This window comes from Bradyrhizobium sp. USDA 3650, from assembly GCF_054057395.1.
This window is the reverse complement of sequence record NZ_JBSRZG010000001.1, coordinates 6,274,357-6,298,838: the sequence shown is the minus strand read 5'-3', so window position 1 is coordinate 6,298,838 and position 24,482 is coordinate 6,274,357. Positions and strand designations below refer to the sequence as shown.

General features: G+C 64.3%; 20 protein-coding genes and 1 pseudogene. 11 read left to right on the top strand and 10 right to left on the bottom strand.

Translation table 11 applies throughout. The annotated features are described in order from the left end of the window. The first annotated feature begins 1 nt into the window (after position 1). A complete protein-coding gene (gene treY, locus ACVIN2_RS29580) occupies positions 2–2,788 on the top strand; it encodes a malto-oligosyltrehalose synthase (protein WP_456768281.1) in 2,787 nt (928 codons plus the stop codon). A 3-nt stretch (positions 2,789–2,791) separates the two neighbouring features. On the opposite strand, the gene ACVIN2_RS29575 is transcribed toward treY, so the two are convergent. Further along, complete coding sequence (locus ACVIN2_RS29575) at positions 2,792–3,109, bottom strand: polyhydroxyalkanoic acid system family protein (RefSeq protein WP_219681182.1); 318 nt, start codon at positions 3,107–3,109, stop codon at positions 2,792–2,794. A gap of 185 nt (positions 3,110–3,294) precedes the next feature. Here ACVIN2_RS29575 and ACVIN2_RS29570 point away from each other — a divergent pair, with 185 nt between their 5' ends. After that, entirely contained in the window at positions 3,295–3,459 is a 165-nt protein-coding gene (locus tag ACVIN2_RS29570; RefSeq protein ID WP_007595743.1) for a DUF3309 family protein, read from the top strand. Between the two features lie 94 nt (positions 3,460–3,553). On the opposite strand, the gene ligD is transcribed toward ACVIN2_RS29570, so the two are convergent. Further along, positions 3,554–6,244 carry a DNA ligase D gene (ligD, locus tag ACVIN2_RS29565; protein WP_456768280.1) on the bottom strand — a complete coding sequence of 897 codons (2,691 nt, stop codon included), beginning with the start codon at positions 6,242–6,244 and terminating at the stop codon, positions 3,554–3,556. Between the two features lie 118 nt (positions 6,245–6,362). Here ligD and ku point away from each other — a divergent pair, with 118 nt between their 5' ends. Continuing rightward, entirely contained in the window at positions 6,363–7,247 is an 885-nt protein-coding gene (ku, locus tag ACVIN2_RS29560; RefSeq protein ID WP_456768279.1) for a non-homologous end joining protein Ku, read from the top strand. A 226-nt stretch (positions 7,248–7,473) separates the two neighbouring features. Here the strand turns inward: ku and ACVIN2_RS29555 are convergent, their stop codons facing one another. The 6 genes from ACVIN2_RS29555 to ACVIN2_RS29530 form a co-directional block, all read right to left on the bottom strand. Further along, positions 7,474–8,163, bottom strand: a complete 690-nt coding sequence (locus ACVIN2_RS29555; RefSeq protein WP_456768278.1) for a response regulator — start codon at positions 8,161–8,163, stop codon at positions 7,474–7,476. Beyond that, the gene (locus ACVIN2_RS29550; RefSeq protein WP_456768277.1) at positions 8,160–10,883 is read right to left on the bottom strand and encodes a DUF4118 domain-containing protein; all 2,724 of its coding nucleotides are present in this window, start codon (positions 10,881–10,883) and stop codon (positions 8,160–8,162) included. Before ACVIN2_RS29550 ends, ACVIN2_RS29555 begins: the two co-directional genes overlap by 4 nt. 37 nt (positions 10,884–10,920) lie before the next feature. Beyond that, positions 10,921–11,523 carry a K(+)-transporting ATPase subunit C gene (locus ACVIN2_RS29545; RefSeq protein WP_456768276.1) on the bottom strand — a complete coding sequence of 201 codons (603 nt, stop codon included), beginning with the start codon at positions 11,521–11,523 and terminating at the stop codon, positions 10,921–10,923. Positions 11,524–11,631: 108 nt separating this feature from the next. Then, complete coding sequence (kdpB, locus tag ACVIN2_RS29540) at positions 11,632–13,746, bottom strand: potassium-transporting ATPase subunit KdpB (protein ID WP_456768275.1); 2,115 nt, start codon at positions 13,744–13,746, stop codon at positions 11,632–11,634. Between the two features lie 49 nt (positions 13,747–13,795). Next, the gene (kdpA, locus tag ACVIN2_RS29535; RefSeq protein WP_456768274.1) at positions 13,796–15,499 is read right to left on the bottom strand and encodes a potassium-transporting ATPase subunit KdpA; all 1,704 of its coding nucleotides are present in this window, start codon (positions 15,497–15,499) and stop codon (positions 13,796–13,798) included. 31 nt (positions 15,500–15,530) lie between these two features. Beyond that, on the bottom strand, positions 15,531–15,620 hold the full coding sequence (locus ACVIN2_RS29530) for a K(+)-transporting ATPase subunit F (RefSeq protein ID WP_018454042.1): 90 nt from the start codon (positions 15,618–15,620) through the stop codon (positions 15,531–15,533). Between the two features lie 417 nt (positions 15,621–16,037). Here ACVIN2_RS29530 and ACVIN2_RS29525 point away from each other — a divergent pair, with 417 nt between their 5' ends. The 5 genes from ACVIN2_RS29525 to ACVIN2_RS29505 all read left to right on the top strand — a co-directional run bounded on the left by ACVIN2_RS29525 (position 16,038) and on the right by ACVIN2_RS29505 (position 19,497). Continuing rightward, positions 16,038–16,505, top strand: coding sequence for a hypothetical protein (locus ACVIN2_RS29525; RefSeq protein WP_456768273.1), 468 nt, complete (start codon positions 16,038–16,040; stop codon positions 16,503–16,505). Positions 16,506–16,650: 145 nt separating this feature from the next. Further along, entirely contained in the window at positions 16,651–16,842 is a 192-nt protein-coding gene (locus ACVIN2_RS29520) for a hypothetical protein (RefSeq protein WP_456768272.1), read from the top strand. 124 nt (positions 16,843–16,966) lie between these two features. After that, entirely contained in the window at positions 16,967–17,095 is a 129-nt protein-coding gene (locus tag ACVIN2_RS29515) for a hypothetical protein (RefSeq protein ID WP_456768271.1), read from the top strand. Positions 17,096–17,241: 146 nt separating this feature from the next. Beyond that, entirely contained in the window at positions 17,242–17,877 is a 636-nt protein-coding gene (gene upp / locus ACVIN2_RS29510; RefSeq protein ID WP_456768270.1) for a uracil phosphoribosyltransferase, read from the top strand. A 33-nt stretch (positions 17,878–17,910) separates the two neighbouring features. Continuing rightward, complete coding sequence (locus ACVIN2_RS29505; RefSeq protein WP_456768269.1) at positions 17,911–19,497, top strand: AMP-binding protein; 1,587 nt, start codon at positions 17,911–17,913, stop codon at positions 19,495–19,497. A gap of 60 nt (positions 19,498–19,557) precedes the next feature. On the opposite strand, the gene ACVIN2_RS29500 is transcribed toward ACVIN2_RS29505, so the two are convergent. Further along, positions 19,558–20,724 (bottom strand): acyl-CoA dehydrogenase family protein, encoded by a 1,167-nt coding sequence (locus ACVIN2_RS29500; protein WP_456768268.1) that lies wholly within the window; start codon positions 20,722–20,724, stop codon positions 19,558–19,560. A 230-nt stretch (positions 20,725–20,954) separates the two neighbouring features. On the opposite strand from ACVIN2_RS29500, the pseudogene ACVIN2_RS29495 reads away from it, so the two are divergent. Continuing rightward, a pseudogene (locus tag ACVIN2_RS29495) lies at positions 20,955–21,406 on the top strand (MaoC family dehydratase). Further along, on the top strand, positions 21,406–22,257 hold the full coding sequence (locus ACVIN2_RS29490) for an HpcH/HpaI aldolase/citrate lyase family protein (RefSeq protein ID WP_456768267.1): 852 nt from the start codon (positions 21,406–21,408) through the stop codon (positions 22,255–22,257). Before ACVIN2_RS29495 ends, ACVIN2_RS29490 begins: the two are co-directional and overlap by 1 nt. Positions 22,258–22,450: 193 nt before the next feature. Here the strand turns inward: ACVIN2_RS29490 and ACVIN2_RS29485 are convergent, their stop codons facing one another. Then, entirely contained in the window at positions 22,451–23,248 is a 798-nt protein-coding gene (locus ACVIN2_RS29485; protein ID WP_456768266.1) for a fumarylacetoacetate hydrolase family protein, read from the bottom strand. Between the two features lie 200 nt (positions 23,249–23,448). On the opposite strand from ACVIN2_RS29485, the gene ACVIN2_RS29480 reads away from it, so the two are divergent. Further along, a complete protein-coding gene (locus ACVIN2_RS29480; RefSeq protein ID WP_027519799.1) occupies positions 23,449–24,348 on the top strand; it encodes a LysR substrate-binding domain-containing protein in 900 nt (299 codons plus the stop codon). Positions 24,349–24,482 lie beyond the last annotated feature (134 nt).

Genomic DNA, 24,482 nt, shown 5'->3' with positions numbered 1-24,482 from the left:
CATGCCTTCTGCCATTCCTCTCGCGACCTACCGGCTTCAGCTCACCGCGGATTTCGACTTCGACAAAGCCGCCGCGGTGGTGCCCTATCTGAAGGCGCTGGGGATCACGCATCTCTACACCTCACCGGTGATGAAGGCCCGCAAGGGCTCCACCCACGGCTATGACACCGTCGATCACAGCCAGTTCAATCCGGAGCTCGGCGGCGAGGCCGGCTTCGCGCGGCTCAGCGAGGCGCTGACGCGACACGACCTCGGCCTCATCATCGATTTCGTACCGAACCATGTCGGCGTCCACTTTGCCGACAATCCCTGGTGGCTGGACGTCCTGGAATGGGGCCAGGCCTCGCCGCACGCCGTCTCCTTCGATATCGACTGGGATCAACTGGCTTTCCGCGCCCGCGGCGGCGTGCTGCTGCCGATCCTCGGAGCGTCCTATGGCGAAGCGCTCGAGAGCGGCGATATCGAGCTGCGCTACGATCCCGACGAAGGTAGTTTCTCCGCCTGGTATTTCGAGCATCGATTGCCGATCGCGCCGGAGCGCTATGGCGAGATGCTGCGGATGATCGTGAAGGACGCCGACGCCGCCGGGACCGAGGCCGGCAAGCGCATGCTGTCGCTTGCGGCCCGCTATACGGGACTGCGCCGTCCCAACCGCAAGGAAGCGCCCGGCTTCAAGGCGGAGCTCAAAGAGATCGCACGCGGCGCCGATATCATCGCGCGCGGCCTCGGCGCCTATCGCGCCGCCAAGGACCGTCCCGCGCAGACGCTGGCACTGCATCATTTGCTGGAGCGCCAGCACTACAAGCTGGGGCACTGGCGGCTTGCCTCCAGCGACATCAATTATCGTCGCTTCTTCGACGTCAACGGGCTCGCCGGCATGCGCGTCGAGGATCCCGGCACGTTCGCCGCCACGCACCGGCTGGTGAAGCAACTCATTGCCGACGGCAAACTGCAAGGCATCCGGCTCGATCATATCGACGGGCTGCGCGATCCCGCGCAATATTGTCAGCGGCTGCGCCGGCTGGTGCGCGACGCGCAGGGCACCACAAAGCCGTTCTATACGGTGATCGAGAAGATCCTTTGCGAGCACGAGCGCCTGCCGCATTTCGCCGGTGTCCAGGGCACCACCGGCTACGAGTGGATGAATGCCATCACTCACGTTCTGGTCGACGCCAAGGGGCTGGAGGCCCTGGACGAGACGTGGCGGCAGATCAGCAACCGGCCGCCGCGGCTGGCGCCTTACGTCAAGGACGCCAAAAGGCGCGTGCTGGAGACGCTGCTGACCAGCGAATTCACGGTTCTGACGCGCCTGCTTGCGCGCATCGCCAATGGGCACTACTCGACCCGCGACTTTTCCGCCGACAGCCTGCGGCAGGCGCTCGAGCTCTATGTGCTGCATTTCCCGGTGTACCGCACCTATTTGACGACAAGCGCGCCGACGGCGAACGATCGCAAGCTGATCGACGACACTATCGAGCAAGCGCGCCGGGAATGGTTCGCCGCGGACGAAGGCATTTTCGACTTCCTGCGCGACGCCCTCACCATGGATTTGCTCAAGCCCGGCCGTCCCCCGCACAGTGCTCCGAGGGTGCGCCGCTTTGCGCTGAAGGTGCAGCAATTCACCGGACCGATGATGGCGAAGTCGCTGGAGGACACCGCTTTCTATCAATTCCACCGGCTGCTCGCCCTGAACGAAGTCGGCGGCGATCCCGCAAGCAAGGGCCTCACCATTCCCGCTTTTCACGACGCCATGCAGGCCCGCGCCAGGGAATGGCCGCAAGGGATGACGGCGACCGCCACGCACGACACCAAACGTGGCGAGGACGCCCGGGCGCGGATCGCGGCCTTAACTGAAATTCCCGGCGAATGGACCAGCGCGGTCGCGCGCTGGAAAGTCCTCAACGCGCCGCACCTCGCGCTCGACGGCAATCTGCGCGCTCCGTCGGCCACGTTCGAATACATGCTCTATCAGACGCTGCTCGGCGCCTGGCCGCTTGTGGAGACGGCCGATGCCGGTTTCGTCGCGCGTATCCAGGCCTATGCGCTCAAGGCCGCGCGCGAGGGCAAGGAGGAGACCAGCTGGCTCAACCCGCACGAGGCCTATGAGAACGGCGTCAAGAGCTTCATCGCGAAGATCCTCGATCCCGCGCTGTCAGGCGAATTCCTGGAGGCGCTGCAAACCCTGGCTCGTCGCGTCGCGCTGCTCGGCGCGCTGAACGGGCTGAGCCAGCTCACGCTGAAGGCGACACTGCCGGGCGTGCCCGACTTCTACCAGGGCACCGAATTCTGGGATTTGTCGCTGGTGGATCCCGACAACCGCCGCCCGGTGGATTTTTCCGCGCGACACGCGGCGCTGGGCACGCTGAACAATCCGGATTGGAATCATCTGATCAAGAGCTGGCCGGACGGCCAGCTCAAGCTGGCCTGGACGCGGCACCTGCTCAAGCTGCGCAACGAGTTGTCCGACGTCTTCGCGCGAGGTGACTACCAGCCGCTTGAGGTGCGGGGCGCACATGCCGACCATGTCGTGGCCTTTGCCCGCCGCCACGGCCGCACTGCTGCGATCGTCGCGGTCGGGCGCCACTTCGCACCTTTCACGCAAGCAGGACGCGAATGGCCGGCCCTCGATGGGGTCGATGCCACCGTCGACATCACGGGCTACAACGTGCCGGGCTTTGCAGGGAACGATCTGCCGCTCGCGCAGGCGCTTCGCGGTTTTCCCGCTTCTGTGATCCCGGCGCGCCCCGCGGGTGCGGCGAAGCCGGTGCGACAGCGCGCCCGCGCTTGAACGCTAACTTTTCGCGTCTTTGCCCAACAGCAGCTGGCCGCGCTTGCGGATCGTGGCCTGTGCCATCTCCGCAAAGCGCTGCAATAGCCAGGGTAGCACCACCTGCACCTTGACATGGTCGTCGGCGACGTCGACCTGCCCCGTCGCGATCTGCCCGAGCGCGCGGATGCGGAAGTTCATGCTGTCGCCGCTCCAGCGCTCCTCCTCGACCTGCATCACGGGAATGCTGGCGGCAGCGCGGCCGAGCCCGGTCTTGAGCCGGCGCACCGCCTCCTCGCGGCCGAGGCGATGGGGAATGGAGACGACAAGCGGTGCTGACATGGCTCTGCCCAGCTAGTGATTGAACCTCACATAATCATGCCGGCCGGTACCACAAAGGTTCCATGCAAGTTGAGCGTGCACCCCGTGTTTCATTGGCGGAACTTTAAAACCTGCGGCAAGTTGCCATCGCACAACGGGACAGGTTGCAAGAGACCCTTCCAACGAAGGGCCGGAGGAGATTCCGCATGTCTATCGGTACGATCATTCTGATCATTTTGGTCATCGCGCTGCTCGGCGGCTTCAGCGGCATCGGCGGCGGCCCGTTCTACGGCACCGGCTATTACGGCGGCGGCGGCCTCGGGCTCGTCATCGTGATCTTGCTGATCCTGTTGCTGCTGGGACGGATCTAGCTGGGTTCGGTAGGGTGGGTTAGCCGGAAGGCGTAACCCACCTCTTTTCTTTCCGCGTCAACAGAAGTGGTGGGTTACGCTTCGCTAACCCACCCTACTTCTTTTTCGTCGCGAGCTTCTTGATCGCTGTCTTGATCGACACGGCCGCATCGTCATAACCATCCCACGCCTTCGACCGCGGCAGCAGCCCCGGCACCGTCCGCAACGTATACCGCTTCGGATCGAGATCGGTCTTCACCTGCGCCCAGGTGAGCGGCATCGACACGGTGGCGCCGGCGCGCGCGCGCGGCGACAGAGGGGCCACCGCCGTCGACATGCGGTCGTTGCGCAAATAGTCCAGGAAGATCTTTCCCGTTCGCAGCTTCTTCGACATGTTGAGCAGATAGCGCTCGGGATCGTCGTCCGCCATCCACTGGCAAACGCCTTGTGCAAAGGCCTTGGCCTCCTTCCAGCTCACCTGATCGCGCGCGCCATGACGCAGCGGTACCACGACGTGCAGGCCCTTGCCGCCGGTGGTCTTGCAGAAGCTTTCCATGCCGATGTCGGTCAGCCGCTGCCGCATCTCCTTGGCGGCCTCGACGACCTCGGCGAAGACGACGTCGGGCGCGGGATCGAGATCGAACACCAGCCGGCCCGGAGTATCGTAGGCGTAAGGCGCGCAATTCCAGGGATGCAGCTCGACGCCGCCGATCTGTGCTACGGCCGCGAGCCCCTCGATGCGATCGATCTGCAGGTAAGGCTTGCGGTCGCCGGAGACCCGCGCGAGCTCCAGCAGGTTCGACGTGCCCTGCATGGCGTGGCGCTGGAAGAAGCACTCGCCCTTAATGCCGTCGGGCGCGCGGATCAGCGAGCACGGACGGCCCTTGAGGTGCACGATCATCCATTCGCCGACAGCTTCGAGATAGCGCGCGAGATCCAGCTTGGTGACGGGATCGCCATTGCCGTCGTCCGGCCAGAGCTCCTTGTCCGGCTTGGAGATGACAACTCCCATCACTTCGGCACTGCCGCCAGCCTGGGCCGTTCGTGCGCCAGTCTTCGCTTGCGCGCGCGGCTTGGCGCGCCGCTTCGTCGAGGGCTCAGCAAGCTCGGTATCGACCGGTGTCTCGGCCTCGACCTCCGCCGCCGGCTTGTCCTGCCGCAGCCCTTTGAAGGCGGCTTGGCGGATATTGCCGTCGGCGGTGAAGCCGGCGAACTCGATCTCCGCCACGAGCTCCGGTTTCAGCCAGTGCACCTCCCGCGCTTTTTTCGGTGCGTTCTTGCCGCCAAAGGGGCTTTGCTTCGCCTCCATGGCTTTCAAGGACGGCATGATGCGCTTGACCTTGTCCGCGCCGAAGCCGGTGCCGACCATGCCGACGAAGGCGAGATGATCGCCGCGGTGCACGCCGGCCATCAGCGAGCGGAATTTGCCGTTGGTGGTCTTGTAGCCGCCGATCACGACCTCATGGCCAGCGCGGCATTTGGCCTTGGTCCAGCTTTCCGTCCGCCCCGAACGATAAGGTGCGTCCAGCTTCTTCGACACCACCCCCTCGAGCTCGAGCTTGCAGGCCGATTGCAGCACGGCGTCGCCGCCGCTTTCGAAATGCTCGACATAGCGAATCTGGCTCGATTTCTTCTTACGTGCCTCCAGGAGCTCCTTGAGGCGGTCCTTGCGCTCCCCGAGCGGTAGCCGCCGCAAATCGAGGCCTTCGACGAACAGGAGGTCGAAGGCGAAGAAGATGAGCTCGTCGGTCTTCCCGTCCGACAGCGCGGCCTGGAGTGACGAAAAATTGGGTGCTCCGTTGTGATCGAGCGCGACGATCTCGCCGTCGATCATCATATCCGGCAACGCGCCCGCTTCCTTCGCAATGCTTGCGAATTTTTCGGTCCAGTCGAGGCCTTTGCGCGTCTTCAACGTCGCCTTGCCGCCCTCGACCCGCAGCTGCACGCGGTAACCGTCGAACTTGATCTCGTGGCACCAGCCTTCGCCCCCCGGCGGGCGCTCGACCGAGGTGCAGAGCTGCGGCGCCACGAAATCCGGCATCTCCGCCGCCTTCTTCGCGCTCGTGGCAGTCGTGGCTTTCTCCTTTGCCGTTTTTCCGGTTTTCAACGCCGCGCGGGGTGCCGGCGTGACCGTGCGTTCTTTCGCCTCGTCCGCCCGGTTGGACTGCCAGACCGCGTCGGCCTTGGCCCTGGTGCCCTTCGCCAGCATGAACGGTCTTGGCGCGCGCCCCTTGCCTCCGGCGATCTGCTCCATCGCGCGCCCGGAGGCGACCGATTTGTCCTCCTCGAGAATGTCGTTGTCTGCGCCCTCACGGACATGTTCGTCGCGATGCTTGATCAGGAGCCAATTGGTCCGTTTACCGCCGGTGCGGTCGTTGCGCATGCGTACCAGGACCCAGCTGCCGTGCAGCTTCTCGCCATGCAGGGTGAACTTCAGATCGCCCTTCTTGAAACCGCGTTCGGGATCTTCGGATTCCCATGTGCCGCGATCCCACAGCATGACCGTGCCGCCGCCGTACTGGCCTTCCGGAATCGTGCCCTCGAAGTCGCCATAGTCGAGCGGATGATCCTCGACCTCGACGGCCAGCCGCTTGTCGTGCGGATCGAGCGAGGGCCCTTTTGTCACCGCCCAGGACTTGAAGACCCCATCGAACTCGAGCCGCAGATCGTAGTGCAGCCGCGAAGCGTCATGCTTTTGAATCACGAAGCGCCGCTGCTTCGATGGCGCCACCGCGGTTTTGCCCGACGGCTCCGGCGTCTTCTCGAAATCACGTTTCTGTCGATACTTGGAGAGCTTTTGCAGCACGACTGGTCCCGGATTCTCTTTCGGCGTGGAAGCCTATCACGGCCCGCATCCCACCCGGAACCAAAACCCCGCGGGACGGTTGGGGTTCCAAAATGACTCGCAGACGCTGGAGAACGGAATGGCACCGCGCGCCTATTGGAAGGGAACGTTGAAGCTCTCGCTGGTCAGTTGCCCCGTTGTGCTTTATCCGGCGACCACCGCGGCCGAGAAGACGCGGTTTCACATGATCAACCGCGAGACCGGCAACCGATTGAAGCAGCAGATGATCGACGCCGAGACCGGCGACGTCGTCGAGAGCGACCAGAAGGGCCGCGGCTACGAGCTGCGCAAGGGCAAATATGTCGAGATCGAGCCGGAGGAGCTCGAAGCGGTCCAGATCGAGAGCAACCACACCATCGACATCGAGAGTTTTGTGCCGAGCGACGAAATCGACCAGCGCTATCTCAACCATCCCTACTATATCGCGCCCGACGGCAAGGCCGCGGTCGATGCCTTCGCCGTGATCCGCGACGCCATGAAGGACCAGGATCGCGTCGCGCTCGCCAAGATCGTGCTCACCAATCGCGAGCACATCATCGCGATCGAGCCGCTCGGCAAGGGTCTGCTCGGCACCACGCTGCGCTTCCCCTACGAACTGCGCGACGAAGACCAGTTCTTCGACGACATCAAGAGCCCGAAGATCACCAAGGACATGGTTGAGCTCGCCGGCCATATCCTCCAGACCAAGGCCTCCCATTTCGATCCCAGCAAGTTCAAGGACGACTACGAGAACGCGCTGAAAGCGCTGGTGAAGCGCAAGGCCAGCGGCAAGACAATCGAACTGCCTGAGCCTGAGGAGAAGCCAAGCAACGTCGTCAGCCTGATGGATGCGCTGAAGCAGAGCTTGAAGGGGCGCGGCGGGAAGAAGACGGCGGCGAAGTCCCATGCGCGCCGGGCATCGGGGCGGCAGCGCGCCGCGAAGAAGACGCACCGATCGACGGCGCGACAGAGGAAGGCGGGTTGATTTAATCCGTCATTGCGAGCGCAGCGAAGCAATCCAGTATGTTTCCGCGGAGGCAGTCTGGATTGCTTCGCTGCGCTCGCAATGACGATGTTGATGCAGGCTTGCGCCGCCATTTCGGTCGTCATGCCCGGGCTTGTCCCGGGCATCCACGTTCTCGGGTCCCCCACATCAGGACGTGGATGGCCGGGACAACCCCGGCCATGACGGATCGTCGCACGTGGTCAGCCTAGTCCCCCGCCTTCAACCGATAGCCGATGCCCGTCTCCGTCAGCACATATTGCGGCCGTTCCGGATCGGCTTCGATCTTCTGCCGGAGCTGGCGGACATAGACGCGTAGATATTGCGCGTCGGTCAGCTCGTCCCAGAGCTCCCTCAGCAGGAATCTGTGAGTAAGCACCTTGCCGGCGTGCTGCACCAGCACACGCAGGAGGTCATATTCCTTCGGCGACAGTTTGACATCGCGCTCTCCGACCTTGACGATCCGGCGCACCAGATCGACCGAGAGATCGCCGGCACGAAACACCGGCCGTTCGCCCTGGATCTGAAGCTGGTGCCGCAGCGCGGCGCGGAGGCGCGCCAGCAGCTCGTCCATGCCGAATGGCTTTGTCAGGTAATCGTCGGCACCGAGATCGAGCGCCTCCACTTTGCCGGCCTCGTCGCCACGGCTCGACAGCACCACGATCGGCACAGCTTCATTGCGGGCGCGGATGGTACGCAACAACTCATGGCCCTGGATATCGGGCAGGCCGAGATCGAGGATGATCAGCGCGGGATCCTCGCTGAGCTTCTCCAGCGCGGTCTTGCCGTTCGACGCCTCCAGGATCTCATAGCCTTGCGTCGAGAGCCCCATCCGCAGCAATTTGCGGATCGGCGGCTCGTCGTCGATGACCAGCACCTTGATCGGGGCAGCGCTCATGCGGCGGTATCCAATGCGCGGGTCCGGGCCGGAATGGGCAGGCGGATGGTCAGTACCGCGCCGCTCCGGTCACTGCGATTCGCAGCCGAGATCGTGCCACGCATCGCCTCGACGAAGCCGCGGGAGATGGCGAGCCCCAGCCCGGTGCCGGGACGAACATGGTCGCCCTTCTGCGCGCGATAAAACTTGTCGAACACGCTCTCGAGCTCCTCGGACGGAATGCCGTCGCCCTCGTCGGCGATCTGGAGCACCACATGATCGCTGTCGCGCCGGCTGCGGATCGAGACCGTCGCGTGGGGCGGCGAATATTTGGCGGCGTTGTCGAGCAGGTTGAACAGCACCTGCTCGAACAGCACCGCATCGAGCTGGAGCATGGGAAGGTCTGCGGCCAACTCCAGCTCCACCTTGTGGGCGGTGAGGATCTTGGCTGCGCGCCGGAGCGCGCTGCCGACGATCTCTCCGAGATCGTGCAACGCAGCGTTCGGCACGATGGCGCCCGATTCGAGCTTGGTCATGTCGAGCAGATTGGCAATGAAGCGGTTGAGCCGTTCGGATTCGTCGATCACGGTGGCGAGCAGGTCGCGCTTCTCGGTGTCGGAGAGCGCGCTGGCGAGATCGCGCATGGTCGAGGCAGCGCCCAGCACGGATGCGAGCGGCGTCTTCAGGTCGTGTGAAATCGAGGTCAGCAACGCGGAACGCAGCCGCTCGGATTCGACGGAGCGCTTGACGCGATCGACGTCCTCGACCAGCAGCACGCGCTCGATCGCCAGCGCGCCCTGGTCGACCAGCGCGTCGAGCAGCCGGCGCTGGTCTGGCGTCAGCAAGGGACCGGTGCGGTCGTTGTCGATGCCGATGACGCCGATCGGGCCGCGCCCGGTGCGCATCGGCAGGAACAGCCGTTTTGCACCCGGCAGCGTGTCCGAGCCGCGGCCGGCAGGACGGTCATTGCTCCAGGCCCAGTTGGCGGCGGCGAGGTCGGCCTGATCGAGATCGTCCTCGGGGGGATAGCCCGACTTCACCGTGAGCAGGCCGTCCTCCGGCAGCAGCAGCACCACGCGGACTTTCAGCATCAGCGCGATCTGGTAGGCGGTCGCCCACAGCACGTCGTCGAGCGTGCCGGTGCCGGCGAGCTTGCGGCTGAAAGCATAGAGCTGCTCGGTGGTCCGGATGCGGCCGATCGCAGCATCAGCCTGGGTGCGGACCCGCCCCGCCACGTTCGACACCACGAACGCAATCAGCATGAAGAAAAAGAACGCCGCGACATTGGTCGGATCGGTGATGGTGAAGGTATAGACCGGCGGCAGAAAGAAGAAATTGTAGGCGAGCGACGCCGCGACGCTCGCAAGCAGCGACGGCCACAATCCGTAGCGCACGGCAACCGTCACCACGGCGGTCAGAAACATCAGGTCGACGTTCTCAATGCCGAAATACGGCTTGATCGCCACGGCGGCAGCGAGGCCAAGCGCGGTGATCCCGAGTGCCTTCAGATAGGGCCGCGCATCGAACGGGTCCGATCGCGTTGCGGTCTGCACCGCCGTCTTCGGCGCCGGCTCGCTCGTGAGCTCGTCGCCGGGGATGACATGCACGCTGATATTGCCGGCACGGCGCACCAGATCATGCACGACGGAGCCGCGCGTCATCTCGAACCAGAGCGAGCGCGTCGACTTGCCGATCACGATCTGGGTGACGTTGTTGCCCTGCGCGAAGTTGACGACGTCGTCGGCGAGGCGGCGGCCCACGCCCGGAATCGTCAGCGCCTCCCCGCCAAGCGATTCCGCGAGCCGCAGCGTATCGGCCAGCCGGTCGCGCTCCTCATCTGACATTTGCAGGGATCGCCGCGTCTCGATCGACACCGCGATGAACGGCGCGTGCAGCCGGTCGGCCAGCCGCTTGGTATAGCGCACGAGGCTGGCCGCGCGCGGATCTTCGCTGACGCAGACCAGGATGCGCTCGCCCGCGGCCCAGGGACCCGCGATCGCGTTCGCCTGCATGTGGGTGAGCAGCTGCTCGTCGACCCGTTCGGCCGTGCGCCGCAGCGCGAGTTCGCGCAGCGCCGTCAGGTTGCCCGGCGAGAAATAATGCTCCAGCGCCCGCTCGGCCTGCCTGGGGACATAGACCTTGCCCTCTTTCAGCCGCTGGATCAGGTCGTCGGGCGTGAGGTCGATCAGCTCGATGGCGTCTGCGCGGTCGAACACCGAATCCGGCACGGTCTCCCGCACCCGCACATGGGTGATCTGCGCGACGACGTCGTTCAGGCTCTCGATGTGCTGGATATTGACGGCGGTGTAGACGTCGATGCCGTGGGACAGCAGCTCCTCGACATCGAGATGGCGTTTGGGATGGCGGCAAAGGGGAGCATTGGTGTGGGCGAGCTCGTCGACCAGCGTGATTTTCGGCCGGCGCGCGATCACGGCGTCGAGGTCCATTTCCTCGACAATCTGGCCGCGGTAATCGAGCTTCTTACGCGGGATCACCTCCAGCCCGCGCACCAGCGCCTCGGTCTCGGCGCGGCCATGGGTCTCGACGAAGCCGACCACGACGTCGATGCCGGCCTTGCGCTTGGCGTGGGCGCTTTGCAGCATCTCGTAGGTCTTGCCGACGCCGGGAGCGGCGCCAACGAAGATCTTCAGCTTGCCGCTCACGCCCTCCTCCCGGCGCGCGGCTTCCAGCAGCGCCTCGGGCGAAGGACGTTGTTCGGGATCGCGGCGCTCTCGGACCATCAGATCAATATAATCATCCGCGCGGACCTAGCCTAGACTACTTCGTGGCACGATCGAGCGCGAGATTGAGAGCCAGCACGTTGACCCGCGGCTCGCCGATCAGGCCGAGCAGGCGGCCCTGGGTGTTGGAAGCCACCATTTGCTTGACCTGATCCTCCGCCACATTTCGCGCTTTCGCGACGCGCGGCACCTGGAATTGCGCCGCTTCCGGCGAGATATCTGGATCGATGCCGCTGGCTGAGGTCGTCACGAGATCGACCGGCACGGCGACATTCGGGTTCTCGCCCTTGAGCTTGTCCACATCCTCCTTCAGCCGGTCCGCCAGCGCCTTGCTGGTCGGGCCGAGATTGGAGCCGCCCGAATTGGCGGCGTTGTAGGGCGCCGGCACCGTCTTGGTCGAATCGTTCGGATCCGGCGCCACCGTCGCCGAGGGACGGCCGTGGAAATATTTGTCGTCCTTGAACTCCTGCCCGATCAGGGCGGAGCCGACCACCTTTCCGTCCTTCTCGATCAGGCTGCCCTGCGCCCGCGCGGGGAAGATCGCGCCGGCAATAGCGGTCATCGCGAGCGGATAGGCAAGTCCGGTGATGGCGGTGAGCACCAGCAGCAGGACGATGGCAGGGCGGATTTCTCTGAGCATGTGTTTCTCCTATTTCTTTCGTCATTGCGAGCGAAGCGAAGCAATCCAGGATCTTTCCACGGAGGCAGTCTGGATTGTTTCGTCGCTTCGCTCCTCGCAATGACGGGGTTAAGCCAGGCGTAAAGCGGTCACCACCAGGTCGATCGCCTTGATGCCGATGAAGGGAATGACGATGCCGCCGAGGCCGTAGATCAGCAAATTGCGCCGGAGCAGTGCGCCGGCCCCGACCGCACGATAGGCGACGCCCTTCAGCGCCAGCGGGATCAGCGCGATGATAACAAGCGCGTTGAAGATGATCGCCGACAGGATGGCGCTCTGTGGGCTCGACAGGTTCATGATGTTGAGCACGTTGAGCTGGGGGTAGAACGCCAGGAACATCGCCGGGATGATCGCGAAATATTTCGCGACGTCGTTGGCGATCGAGAACGTGGTCAGCGCGCCGCGCGTCATCAAGAGCTGCTTGCCGATCTCGACCACCTCGATCAGCTTGGTCGGGTTGGAGTCGAGGTCGACCATGTTGCCGGCCTCGCGAGCCGCCTGCGTGCCGGTGTTCATGGCGACACCGACGTCAGCTTGGGCGAGTGCCGGGGCGTCGTTGGTGCCGTCGCCGCACATCGCCACCAGCTTGCCCTTGGCCTGCTCGTCGCGGATCAGCTTGAGCTTGTCCTCGGGCGTTGCCTGCGCCAGGAAGTCGTCGACGCCGGCTTCCGCTGCGATCGCGGCCGCCGTCATCGGATTGTCGCCGGTGATCATGACGGTGCGGATGCCCATGCGCCGCAGCTCGGCAAAGCGCTCGCGGATGCCGCCCTTGACGATGTCCTTGAGCTGGATGACGCCGAGCAGCTTGCCGTCCCTGGCGACCGCCAGCGGCGTGCCGCCGGCCTTCGATATGTCGTCGGCAATGGTCTGGATCTCGCGGCCGATGTCCGAGAGCCCGGCGGGCTGGATGGAACGAGCCGTGTTGCCGGAGGCGACCACCAGCGGTGCACCGCCACCGACATAGTTGAGGATCGCATCGACCGCCCCCTTGCGCACCGACGAGCCGCCGGCATCGACACCGCTCATGCGGGTCTGCGCCGTGAACGGGATGAAGGTAGCTCCCAACTCGGCCATGTCGCGGCCACGGATGCCGTATTTCTCCTTGGCCAGCACCACGATCGAACGGCCCTCCGGGGTCTCGTCGGCGAGCGAGGCGAGCTGAGCCGCGTCAGCAAGCTCCTGCTCGGTGACGCCGCGCACCGGGCGGAAGGAGGTCGCCTGGCGATTGCCGAGCGTGATCGTTCCGGTCTTGTCGAGCAGCAGCGTGTCGACGTCTCCGGCGGCCTCGACGGCACGGCCGGACATCGCCAGCACGTTGAAGCGGACCAGGCGGTCCATGCCGGCGATGCCGATCGCCGACAGCAGTGCGCCAATCGTGGTCGGGATCAGCGTCACGAACAGCGCAACCAGCACAACCACCGAGATCGAGCCACCGGCATAGGCCGCATAGCTCGGGATGGTGACGGTGGCGAACACGAAGATGATGGTGAGGCCGGCCAGCAGAATGTTGAGCGCGATTTCGTTCGGGGTCTTCGCCCGCTCGGCGCCCTCGACCAGCTTGATCATGCGGTCGATGAAGGTCGAGCCTTGAGCTGCCGTGATCCGCACGCGGATCCAGTCGGACAGCACTTGGGTGCCGCCGGTCACCGCCGAACGGTCGCCGCCGGATTCGCGGATCACGGGCGCGGACTCGCCGGTGATGGCGGCCTCGTTGACGGACGCGACGCCCTCGATCACCTCGCCATCGGAGGGAATGGTATCGCCGGCCTCGACCAGCACGATGTCGCCGACCTTGAGGCTGGTGCCCGGCACCAACTTGAAAGTGCGGTCGGAGCCGGTCAGCAGCTTGGCCTGGCTCTCGGTGCGGGTCTTGCGCAGCGATTCCGCCTGCGCCTTGCCGCGGCCTTCGGCCACCGCTTCGGCAAGGTTGGCAAACAGCACAGTGAACCAGAGCCAGACGATGATCTGGAAGGTAAAGCCGAGATTCCCGCCGCCCGTGACGAGGTCGCGCAGGAAGATCACCGTGGTGAGCGCAGCCACGATCTCGACCACGAACATCACCGGATTCTTGACCATCAAGCGCGGATCGAGCTTGATGAAGGACGCGCGGATCGCAGGCACGACGATCTTGGGATCGAACATCGCCGAGACGGACGCACGCTTTTGCAGTTTCATGGTATCCATGGAGGTCACTCCAAACAATCAGAAGGCTATCAATCAGAACACTTGCTGCTCAGAACACTTGGCCGGCGTTCATCGCGAGATGCTCGACGATCGGGCCGAGCGCGAGCGCCGGGAAGAAGGTCAGTCCCCCGATGATCAGGATCACGCCGACGACCAGGCCGACAAACAGCCCGCCGGTGGTCGGGAGGGTGCCCGCGGACGGCGGGATCGATTTCTTGGCGGCCAGCGAACCCGCAATCGCCATCGCCGGGATGATCATGAAGAAGCGGCCGACGAACATCGCGCTTGCAAGCGTGAGGTTGTAGAAGAAGGTGTTGCCGGTGAGGCCCGCGAAGGCCGAGCCGTTGTTGCCGGTCGCCGACGTGAAGGCATAGAGCACCTCGGTGAAGCCATGCGGCCCGGCATTTGCCATCGAGGCGACCGCCGCCGGATAGACCACGCCGACCGCCGTCCAGCCGAGGATCATCAGCGGCAGCACCAGGATGGCCAGCATTGCCATCTTGACCTCGCGCGCTTCGATCTTCTTGCCGACATATTCCGGGGTGCGACCGACCATCAGGCCCGCCACGAAGATCGCGAGGATGACGAACAGCAGCATGCCGTACATGCCGGCCCCGACGCCGCCGACAATGATTTCGCCGAGCTCGATGTTGATCAGCGGAATCATGCCGCCGAGTGCGGTGAAGCTGTCATGCATGGCGTTGACCGCGCCGCAGGAGGCGGCCGTCGTGATCACGGCGAACAGGGAGGACGCGACAATGCCGAAGCGGACTTCCTTGCCCTCCATGTTGCCGCCTGTCAGGCCGAGCGCGTGCATGGTCGAGGTGCCGCTGGCTTCCGCCCAATAGGTGATGGCGACACCGGCGAGGAACAGCACGCCCATCACCGCGAGGATCGCCCAGCCCTGGCGTTGGTTGCCGACCATGCGGCCGAACACGTTGGTCAGCGCCGCGCCGAGTGCGAAGATCGACAGCATCTGCACGAAGTTCGACAGCGCGGTTGGATTTTCGAACGGATGTGCCGCGTTGGCGTTGAAGAAGCCGCCGCCATTGGTGCCGAGCATCTTGATCGCAACCTGCGAGGCGACCGGCCCGACCGCGATGGTCTGCTTGGCACCCTCGAGCGTGGTGGCCTCGACATAGTCACTGAGCGTCTGCGGTATGCCTTGCGAGACCAGGAACAGCGTATAGACGATACAGATCGGCAACAGCACATAGAGCGTGCAGCGGGTGACATCGACCCAGAAATTCCCGACGGTGCGTGCCGACGCACGCGAGAAGCCGCGGATCAGGGCGACCGCCAGCGCGATGCCTGTCGCCGCCGACAAGAAGTTCTGGTGCGTCAAGCCGAGCATCTGCACGAGATAGGACAGCGTGCTCTCTCCACCGTAGTTCTGCCAGTTAGTGTTGGTGATGAAGGAGATCGCGGTGTTAAAGGACAAGTCGGCGGCGACCGCCGACTGCCCGGCTGGATTGAACGGCAATACATCCTGAAGCCGCATCACGCCGTAGATGATGAGGAAGCCGCCGACATGGAACAGCAGCATGGCGACCGTATAGGTCAGCCAATGCTGCTCGCGCTTCTCGTCGACGCCGGAGAACCAGTAGATGCCGGTCTCGATCGGACGCAGCACCGGCGACAGGAAGGTCCGCTCGCCGTTGAACACGCGCGTCATGTACCAGCCGAGCGGTTTTGTGAGCGCGACGATAATGACGCAAAAGAGAATGATCTGGAGCCAACCGATCACAGTCATGACATCAACCCTTCAGGCTTCGTGAGCACGGTCAGAACCGCTCGGGCCGCAGCAGCGCGTAAGTGAGGTAGAACAGGAGGCCGAGCGAAACGGCGCCTGCGAGCGAATAATCGAAGATCATGGTCCGCTCCCTCAGAGCCGTTCGCAGGCGTAGGTGTAGCCGATCGCAACGGCGAAGAAGCCGAAGCCCAGCGCCAGCATCAGAACGTCCATCATGGAGATACTCCTCGTTGCGCCCTTGATTTGGACGCAACCGTTTCTCGGGAGACCCGGTCGGCGCGTGAAAGGAAATGCCAGTGCATTTCCACGGCGCCCACCGGGACTTTTGACTGGGCTGAAGTGCCACCGCGGGCATAGGTTTTCGAGACGAGGGCCGTGGCGAAGTTATAGGAATCTCATAAAGGGCCGGCGGCGGTTCAATGCCCGCACTTATGAAATACCTATATCTCTCGCCCCGTCCCCATCTCGTTTTCAAATGCCGTTTTGACCATCCTGGAGAGGCCGGCCGACTGACCGACGCCATTCCAGGAGGCCTGACGTGACCGCCGCACGCCGACACCACGAACCGCCGTCACTCAGCGATCGCTTGCACAGCACGCAGGCGATAACCCGATCGTTGATGCTCGACATTATCGAGCACGCCTGCCGTCGCATCCCTTTGCTTGGACAAAGCGAACGCACCGCACGCATCTTGCGCCTGATCGACGTCGAGGCCTGGGCCGATGCCACGCTGGCGCTGATCGAGCTGGAGCTGCCGCTATGGCGGGTCCGCCGCATCGCCTATGACGAGGGCGAATGGCACTGTGCGCTATCGCGCGAGCGCGAGTTGCCGGATTGGCTCGACGCCGCGGTCGAGGCCCGCCACGCCGATCTTTCGCTGGCGCTGCTGGCGGCTTTCATCGAGGTCAAGGCATTGGCCCTGGAAGTTTCGCGTTCGAGCGTTCCCGTTGTTCGTCCCGCGTCTGACCCGCTCTATGAGCCGGTCGGCTGCGAAAATTTCGGCTAGTGGGCCGGACACAGTCCGGTTCGGGGCACTTATGACGTTCCTATATCGCAGCACCGACAGTCGTCTCGCATTCCTATGCTGCGACAGCCATCATGCAGGGCAGATCAAAGCGGCAGCTTCGCCGCCACGAATGAGGACTTCCAGCATGTCGATGCTGACACATGGCTTTGACCGGCCCTTCGATGGAGCCGAGCGCCCGGCGCGACCGTCAACGGCACGCAAGGCCCGGTTCGAGCGCTTTGCCCTTGGCGCGCTGACCATGCTCTCGATGGGAAGCGTGCTTACCGCGCTGATCGCGCTGAAGACCGCGATCCTTGTCTGGCGCCTCCACGCGTGACCAGCGCCTTGACCGTGAGGTTTTCCAGACATGGTTGAGCTGAAGATCATCATCCTGGTCGCATTGATGGCCGTGCTCCTGCTCAGCACGCGCATCGCGGCGACACCAACTTCGGACAGCTAGCGTGCAGCCGCTTAAGCGAAATCTGGAGCAGGCGATCACCACGACGGTCCTGACGGTGACCTTGAGCTTGATCTGGGGCGCGGTCCTGACGCTCGTCATCACACTCGTGGCGCGCGGGCTCGGAGCATAAGCCCTCACGCCCATCGACCGCGAATTGACCATGGCTGCCTACGGGGCGAGCAACCGGCTCCGTGGCCAAGAGGCACGGCTAAAAGGCGTGGCCAAAAACACCCGGCCGATCTGGCGCAGTTTCACGGAACCGTGTAGATCGGTTTCATGAGCATCAGCAACGTCAACGTCGTCGCCCATCCCCTGGTCCAGCACAAACTCTCCCTGATGCGGGAGAAGGACCGCTCGACCAAGAGCTTTCGCGAGATCCTGAACGAGATCGGGATGCTGCTCGGCTACGAGGTGACGCGCGACCTGCCGCTGGAGCTGGTCGATATCGAGACGCCGATTGCGCCGATGCGGGCGCCCAAGATCGCCGGCAAGAAGCTCACGCTGGCGCCGATCCTGCGCGCCGGCGTCGGCTTCCTTGACGGCATGCTGGCGCTGATGCCGTCGGCGCGCATCGCCCATATCGGGCTCTACCGCGATCCTGAGACGTTGCAGGCCGTCGAATATTACTTCAAGGCGCCGCAGGACCTGTCGGACCGCACCGTGATCCTGATGGATCCGATGCTGGCGACCGGCAATTCGGCCTGCGCCGGCGCCTCGCTGCTGAAGGCGCGCGGCGCCCGCGACATCCGCTTCGTCTGCCTTCTGGCCGCGCCTGAAGGCATCGCGCAGTTCCAGAGCGAGCATCCGGACGTGCCGGTCTGGACCGCCGCGATCGACGAGCAGCTCAACGACCATGGCTATATCGTGCCGGGCCTGGGCGACGCCGGCGACCGGATGTTCGGCACCAAGTAGACAGGTTCGCGCGGTCGGGTTAGTCCGGTTGCCATGAGCGCCAATGAGTTTTCGCTGCAATCGCTGATCCGGACCGAGGCCGCCGCCGATCCGGCCTTCGTGTTCGACGGCACGCGGGTCTCGCGCGCGGAGTTCTCGGAAAAGATCGAGCAGACCGCCGCCTGGCTTGCCGCGCAGGGTATCGGCACGGGCGACGTCGTCGCGGTCTGGCTGGTCAACCGGATCGAATGGATCGCGCTCCTGTTCGCCGCCGGCCGCCTCGGTGCCATCATTGCCGCCGTCAATACACGCTATCGCAGCGCGGAGGTCGCGCATCTCCTGAAGCTGTCCGGCACCAGGCTGATGGTGATCGAAGCCGCGTTTCGCTCGATCGACTTTGCCGCTATTCTCGCCGACGTCGCGAAGGACGAGGTGCCTGCGCTGCGAGAGATCGCGGTGGTCGGCGCGGATGAGATTCCCGCCCAATGGCCATGCGTGCGCTTCGACGCCTTCGACAAGCCCTATCCGCCGGCCCCGCCCGCTCAGGATGATTTCGATCTGCCGGTTCTGCTCTACACGACGTCAGGCACGACCAAAGGACCGAAACTCGTCGCGCATTCGCAGCGAACGTTGGCCACGCACGCCGCCTCCGTCGCCGAGGCGCTAAAACTCTCTCCCCAGCGCCATGCGCTGCTGGCCATGCTGCCGTTCTGCGGCACCTTTGGCATGACGAGCCTGCTCGGCTTCGTCGCAGCGGGCGCGACCGTCCACGCGCTCGACGCCTTCGAGGCCACGCCGGCGCTGAAGATTCTCCGCGAGTGCGGAATCACGCACGCCTTTGGCTCGGACGAGATGTTCCGCCGCATCCTCACCCTCACCGAGGCGCCGCATCCGTTTCCGCATCTCGAAGTCTGCGGCTTTGCCGCATTCCAGCCCGGCTGGCGCGAGCTCGCCGCGGAGGCCGAGGCGCGCGGCATGCCGTTGCACGGCCTCTACGGTTCGAGCGAGGTGCAGGCGCTGTTCTCGATCGCACGTGCGAGTGACGCCTTCACCGATCGCATCGAGGGCGGCGGCTGGCCGATGTCGCCGGAGGCCAAGGTCCGTGTGCGCGACACCGAGACCGGCGAACTCGCGGCTCGCGGCATCTCTGGCGAGATCGAGATCCATGCGCCGTCACGCTTCCTCGGCTACTATAACAATCCCGACGCGACGCGCGACGCCATCACCGCAGACGGCTTCTTCCGCACTGGCGATATCGGCCAGCTGCGCGGCGACGGCTCCTTCGTCTACGAAACCCGCGCGGGCGACGCCATGCGGCTCGGCGGCTTCCTCGTCGCGCCCGGCGAGATCGAGGACGAGCTCAAATCGTGCGCTGGCGTGGCCGACGCCCAGGTCGTCGCGGTCGATCTGAAGGGAAACGCACGCTGCGTTGCCTTCGTGGTTGCCACCCAGGACCCCCACCACGAGCCGCCGCGGCAGGACGCGTTGACCATGCGCCTGCGCGAGCGGCTCGCCGGCTACAAGGTCCCCGCGCGGATCTATGTCGTTGAGACCTTCCCCGTCACCGACAGCGCCAACGGCGTCAAGATCCAGCGCGCCCGGCTTCGGGCCATGGCGATGGAGCGGATCGCTGCGGAATAAGGTCTATGGGCTTCGCTTGGAAGCGACCATCGCAGGGCCGGCAATGGTGCGCGCTCGAGCCTAGTACGACTTCGCCAGTCCAAGCACCTTTTCCGCAATGAAGCTGAGCGCAAGCTGCGGGCTGACCGGCGCGATGCGCGGGATCAGCACCTCGCGCAAGTAACGCTCGACGTGGAATTCCTTGGCATAGCCGAAGCCGCCATGGGTCATCACCGCCTGCTCGCAGGCATGATATCCGGCCTCACCCGCAATGTATTTCGCGGCATTGGCGGCGCCGCCGCAAGGCATGCCCTTGTCGTATTGCCAGGCCGCCGACATCACCATCAACCAGGCCGCCTCGAGCTCGACCCAGTTGACGGCCAGCGGATGCTGAATGCCCTGGTTCTTGCCGATGGGCCGGTTGAACACCACGCGGGTCTTGGCGTATTCGGTCGCGCGCGACAGCGCGAGCTTGCCGAGGCCGACGGCTTCCGCTGCGATCAGAATGCGCTCGGGGTTCATGCCTTCGAGAATGTACTGGAAGCCTTTGCCTTCTTCGCCGATGCGATCCTCCATCGGGATTTCAAAGTCCTCGAAGAACAGCTCGTTGGAATCGACGACCTTGCGGCCCATCTTCTCGATCTCGTGGACCTTGATTCTGTTGCGATCGAAGTCCGTATAGAACAGGCTCAGCCCATGCGTCGGCGAGCGCACCTCCTCCAGCGGCGTGGTGCGCGCCAGCAGCAGGATCTTGTGCGCGACCTGCGCGGTCGAGATCCACACCTTCTGGCCGTTGACGATGTAGCGGTCGTTCTTGGCCACCGCGCGGGTCTTGAGCTGGGTGGTGTTGAGGCCGGTGTTGGGCTCGGTCACGGCAAAGCACGCCTTCTCGCGACCCTCGACCATCGGCGGCAGCATGCGCTTGCGCTGCTCTTCGGTGCCGAACACGACGACGGGATTGAGCCCGAACACGTTGATGTGCACCGCGGATGCGCCGGACATGCCGGCGCCGGATTCGGCGATGGCGCGCATCATGATCGCGGCCTCGGTGATGCCGAGGCCGGAGCCGCCATATTCCTCCGGCACGCAGATGCCGAGCCAGCCGGCGTCCGCCATGGCCTTGTGAAAGTCGTGCGGGAAGCCGCCGTCGTGGTCCTTCTTCAGCCAATAAGCGTCGGGAAAGTCCTCGCAAACCTTTGCGACAGCGTCGCGAATGGCTTCCTGCTGAGCGGTGAGCGCGAAATCCATGTTCTTGATCTCCTTCTTGGGAGAAGCGATCGCGCAATCTCCCCCTCGTCGCGTTCCCCACTCGACGGCCGTGGCGGATTGGTGCGCCCGAACGTGCCTTCGCTTGCGTTCTTTAACTTGAAAAACAGGGTACAGATACGTGAATTTCCCTATCAACTGTGTGTAGCATGCATAGGGTCATGCGGCGCGAGGATGCGGGCGCGCCGTTATTTCGTAGGGAGGAAACCGCGATGGCCGGACTTTATTTCGAGGAGTTTTCCGTGGGCCAGGAGTTCAGGCATCCCCTGACGCGGACCGTCACGGAGATGGACAACACCATGTTCAGCCTGCTGACGCTCAATCCGCAGCCGCTGCACATCGACGCACATTTTGCGGCCCAGACCGAGTTCGGCCAGCGCATTTTCAACAGCCTTTACACTCTTGGGATCATGATCGGCATGACGGTCTATGATACGACCATGGGCACCACCGTTGCCAATCTCGGCATGACCGACGTCACTTTTCCGAAACCGGTCTTCCATGGCGACACGCTGCGGGCGACGACGAAGGTGCTATCTTTGAGAGAATCAAATCGCGTCCCAAAGCGGGCATCGTCGAGTTCGAGCACCACGCTCTCAACCAGAACGACGAGATCGTCGGCAAATGCCGCCGCATGGCGATGATGCACAAGAGGCCGGTCTGATGCGTTCGATGCTGTTCGTGCCGGGCGACTCCCCGCGCAAATTCGAGAAGGCCAGCGAAGGCAACGCCGGCGCGCTGATCATCGATCTCGAAGATTCCGTCGTCACCGACAAGAAGCCGGAGGCGCGCGGGCTGACGCTGGCGATGCTCAACGGCCGCAACAAGCCGCATCAGCTCTATGTCCGGGTCAACGCGCTCGACACCGGCATGACGCTCGCTGACCTTGCCGCGGTGATTCCAGGCAAGCCCGACGGCATCGTGCTGCCGAAATCGCAGGGTGGCGACGACGTGCGACAGGTCGCGACTTGGCTCGAAGCTTTTGAGGCTGCGGCTGGCATCGCCATCGGCTCGACACGCATCGTCTGCGTCGCGACCGAAACCGCAGGATCGATCTTCGGGCTCGGCAGCTACAAGGGCTGCTCCCCTCGCCTCGCGGGCCTGATGTGGGGCGCGGAGGATCTCTCGGCCTCGCTCGGCGCGACTGAAAAGGCGTCAGGCGGTGTGTTCCACAGCCCTTATCGGCTGGCGCGCGATCTCTGCCTGATGGCGGCGGCCGCGGCCGAGGTCGCGCCGATCGACACCGTCTATACCGATATCGACAATCTGGCGGGGCTCGAACAGGAAACGCGCGCGGCGCGGCGCGACGGTTTTTCGGCGAAAGCGCTGATCCATCCCAAGCACGTCGACGTGGTCAACGCGGCGTTCGAGCCGACCGAGGCCGAACGCAATTGGGCGGAGAAGGTGATCACGGCGTTCGCGAACAATCCGAATTCCGGCACGCTGCGCCTCGACGGCCAGATGATCGACAAACCGCATCTTCGCGCCGCGAAGAAGATCCTCGGCCAGAGCTAGATCAGGACGCCGCGCTTCGACAGATGGGATCGAAGCCACTCTCAGCGTCGTCGTGGCCGGGCTTGTCCCGGCCATCCACGGGCTTCCACGCAACCGGCACCCAAAACGTGGATGCCCGGGACAAGCCCGGGCATGACGAAGCGAAAACGTCCCGCCCCTCACTTTCCGCAGGCAGGAGAGGCGAAGACCGCCGCTAGACGATCTTGATCGACATGTCCGGCAAGCCGTCGAGCTTGCACAACAGCACGTCGCCCTTCACGACCGGGCCGACATTCTCGGGCGTGCCGGAATAGATGATGTCGCCGGCCTTCAGCTCGAACGCTTCCGACAGTTTTGCGATCTGCTCGGCCACGCTCCAGATCATCTTGCTGAGATCCGAGCTCTGCTTGACGGTGCCATTGATCGCCAGCGAAATAGCGCCCTTGTCGAAATGACCGGTCTTGCTGGCCGGGTGGATCGGTCCGATCACCGCGGCGTGGTCAAAGCTCTTGCCGATCTCCCATGGCTTCTTCTCCGCGGCCATGCCGTTCTGGAGATCGCGTCGGGTCATGTCGAGGCCGAGCGCGTAGCCATAGACGTGGTCGAGCGCCTTCTCGGCCGGGATGTTGCTGCCGCCGGATTTCAGCGCGGCGACCAGCTCGACCTCGTGATGATAGTTCTTGGTCAGCGACGGATAAGGATGATCGGCGACCTCGCCGACCGCGACGTTCTGGATCGCGTCAGTCGGCTTCTGGAAGAAGAACGGCGGCTCGCGGTTCGGGTCCGAGCCGCGCTCGATCGCGTGCGCCGCATAGTTGCGCCCGATGCAGTAGATGCGGCGGACCTGGAACACCTGGGTTTCGCCGACGATCGGGATGGTGACCATCGGCACCGGAAAGATCGGCTTCGGCCCGGCCTGCGCCGCAGCCGGCGCAACTTCCGCGATTGAGGCAGCACTTGCCGCCGCTGCAATTGCGAGCAGCTCTCGTCGCGTGGCTGAGATCCCTGTCATGTTTTGTGCTCCCTTTTTATGTTCGTTGGGCGCATCATGCACGCCGACCCGCCTGATAATCAATATTCAGTATGCCAGCAACGCTGCACCGGCACCTCGTCTAATCGACGAGAACACCGCCCGCAGCCCCGCCTTCCCACCCCGGCTCCCATTCGCCCTAGCATGGAACTTGCATAAATTCTGGGCGACATGGACGCCGCATGAACCTCATCAGCCTCGATATCCGCATGCTCCGGTCGCTGATCTCCGTGGTCGAGACCGGCAGCATTACCGAGACCGCGCGGCGGCTGGGCCGTACCCAGCCGGCGATCACCCTGCAATTGCAGCGGCTGGAGGAGCTCACCGGCAAGCAATTGTTCGAGCATGCCGGGCGCCGGCTGACGCTGAGCGAGGACGGCACCACGGTTCTCACCTACGCCAAATCCATCCTGCGGTTGCATGACGAATTGATTTCGCAACTGGCGTCACAGGAGATCGAGGGTCAGGTCGTACTCGGCACGCCCGACCTCTACGCCGCCTTCATGCTGCCGCAGATCCTCAGCGTGTTCCGAAAATCCTTTCCCCGCGTCCAGGTCGAGCTCAATTGCGCGCTCTCGACGCCGCTGGTGGGCCTCGTCAAGCGCGGCGATGTCGACATCGCGCTCGTCACCCGCATGAACGATTTTACGGGCGGCCAGGTGGTGCGACGCGAGCAGTTGGTCTGGATGACCGGCGAGCAGTCTGCCGCGCACCAGGAACGGCCCATTCCGCTGGCGTTGCTGCCGCCCGGCAACATCTACCGCGACTACGCGATCGACACGCTGGAACGCGCGAATTTGCGCTGGCGCATCGCCTGCGTCAGCGAAAGCGTCGGCGGCCTCCAGGCAGCGGCGTTCGCCGGCATGGCCGTGACCGTACTCGGCCGCAGCGCCCTGGTGCCGGCGATGCGCGAGATCGGCCCGAACGAGGGCCTGCCGCCGCTGCCGAAGATCGAGCTGCTGCTCTACAAGTCGAGCGGCGCGACCTCGAAGGCGGCGACCGCCTTGCACGACTATCTCGCGCACTATCTGCGCCTCGACGAGGAGCTCAGCGGCCGCGGCGATCCGATCGAGCTGTCCTGAGCTGGGGCCTGTTCCCGCTGCGATGGTGCGCTCCCTCGCCCCGTTCTTACGGGGAGAGGGTTGGAGTGAGGGGCTGCTTCCGCACATTCGGTGAGAGCTGCCCTCGCGGCAACTCCCCCTCACCCGGATTGCAT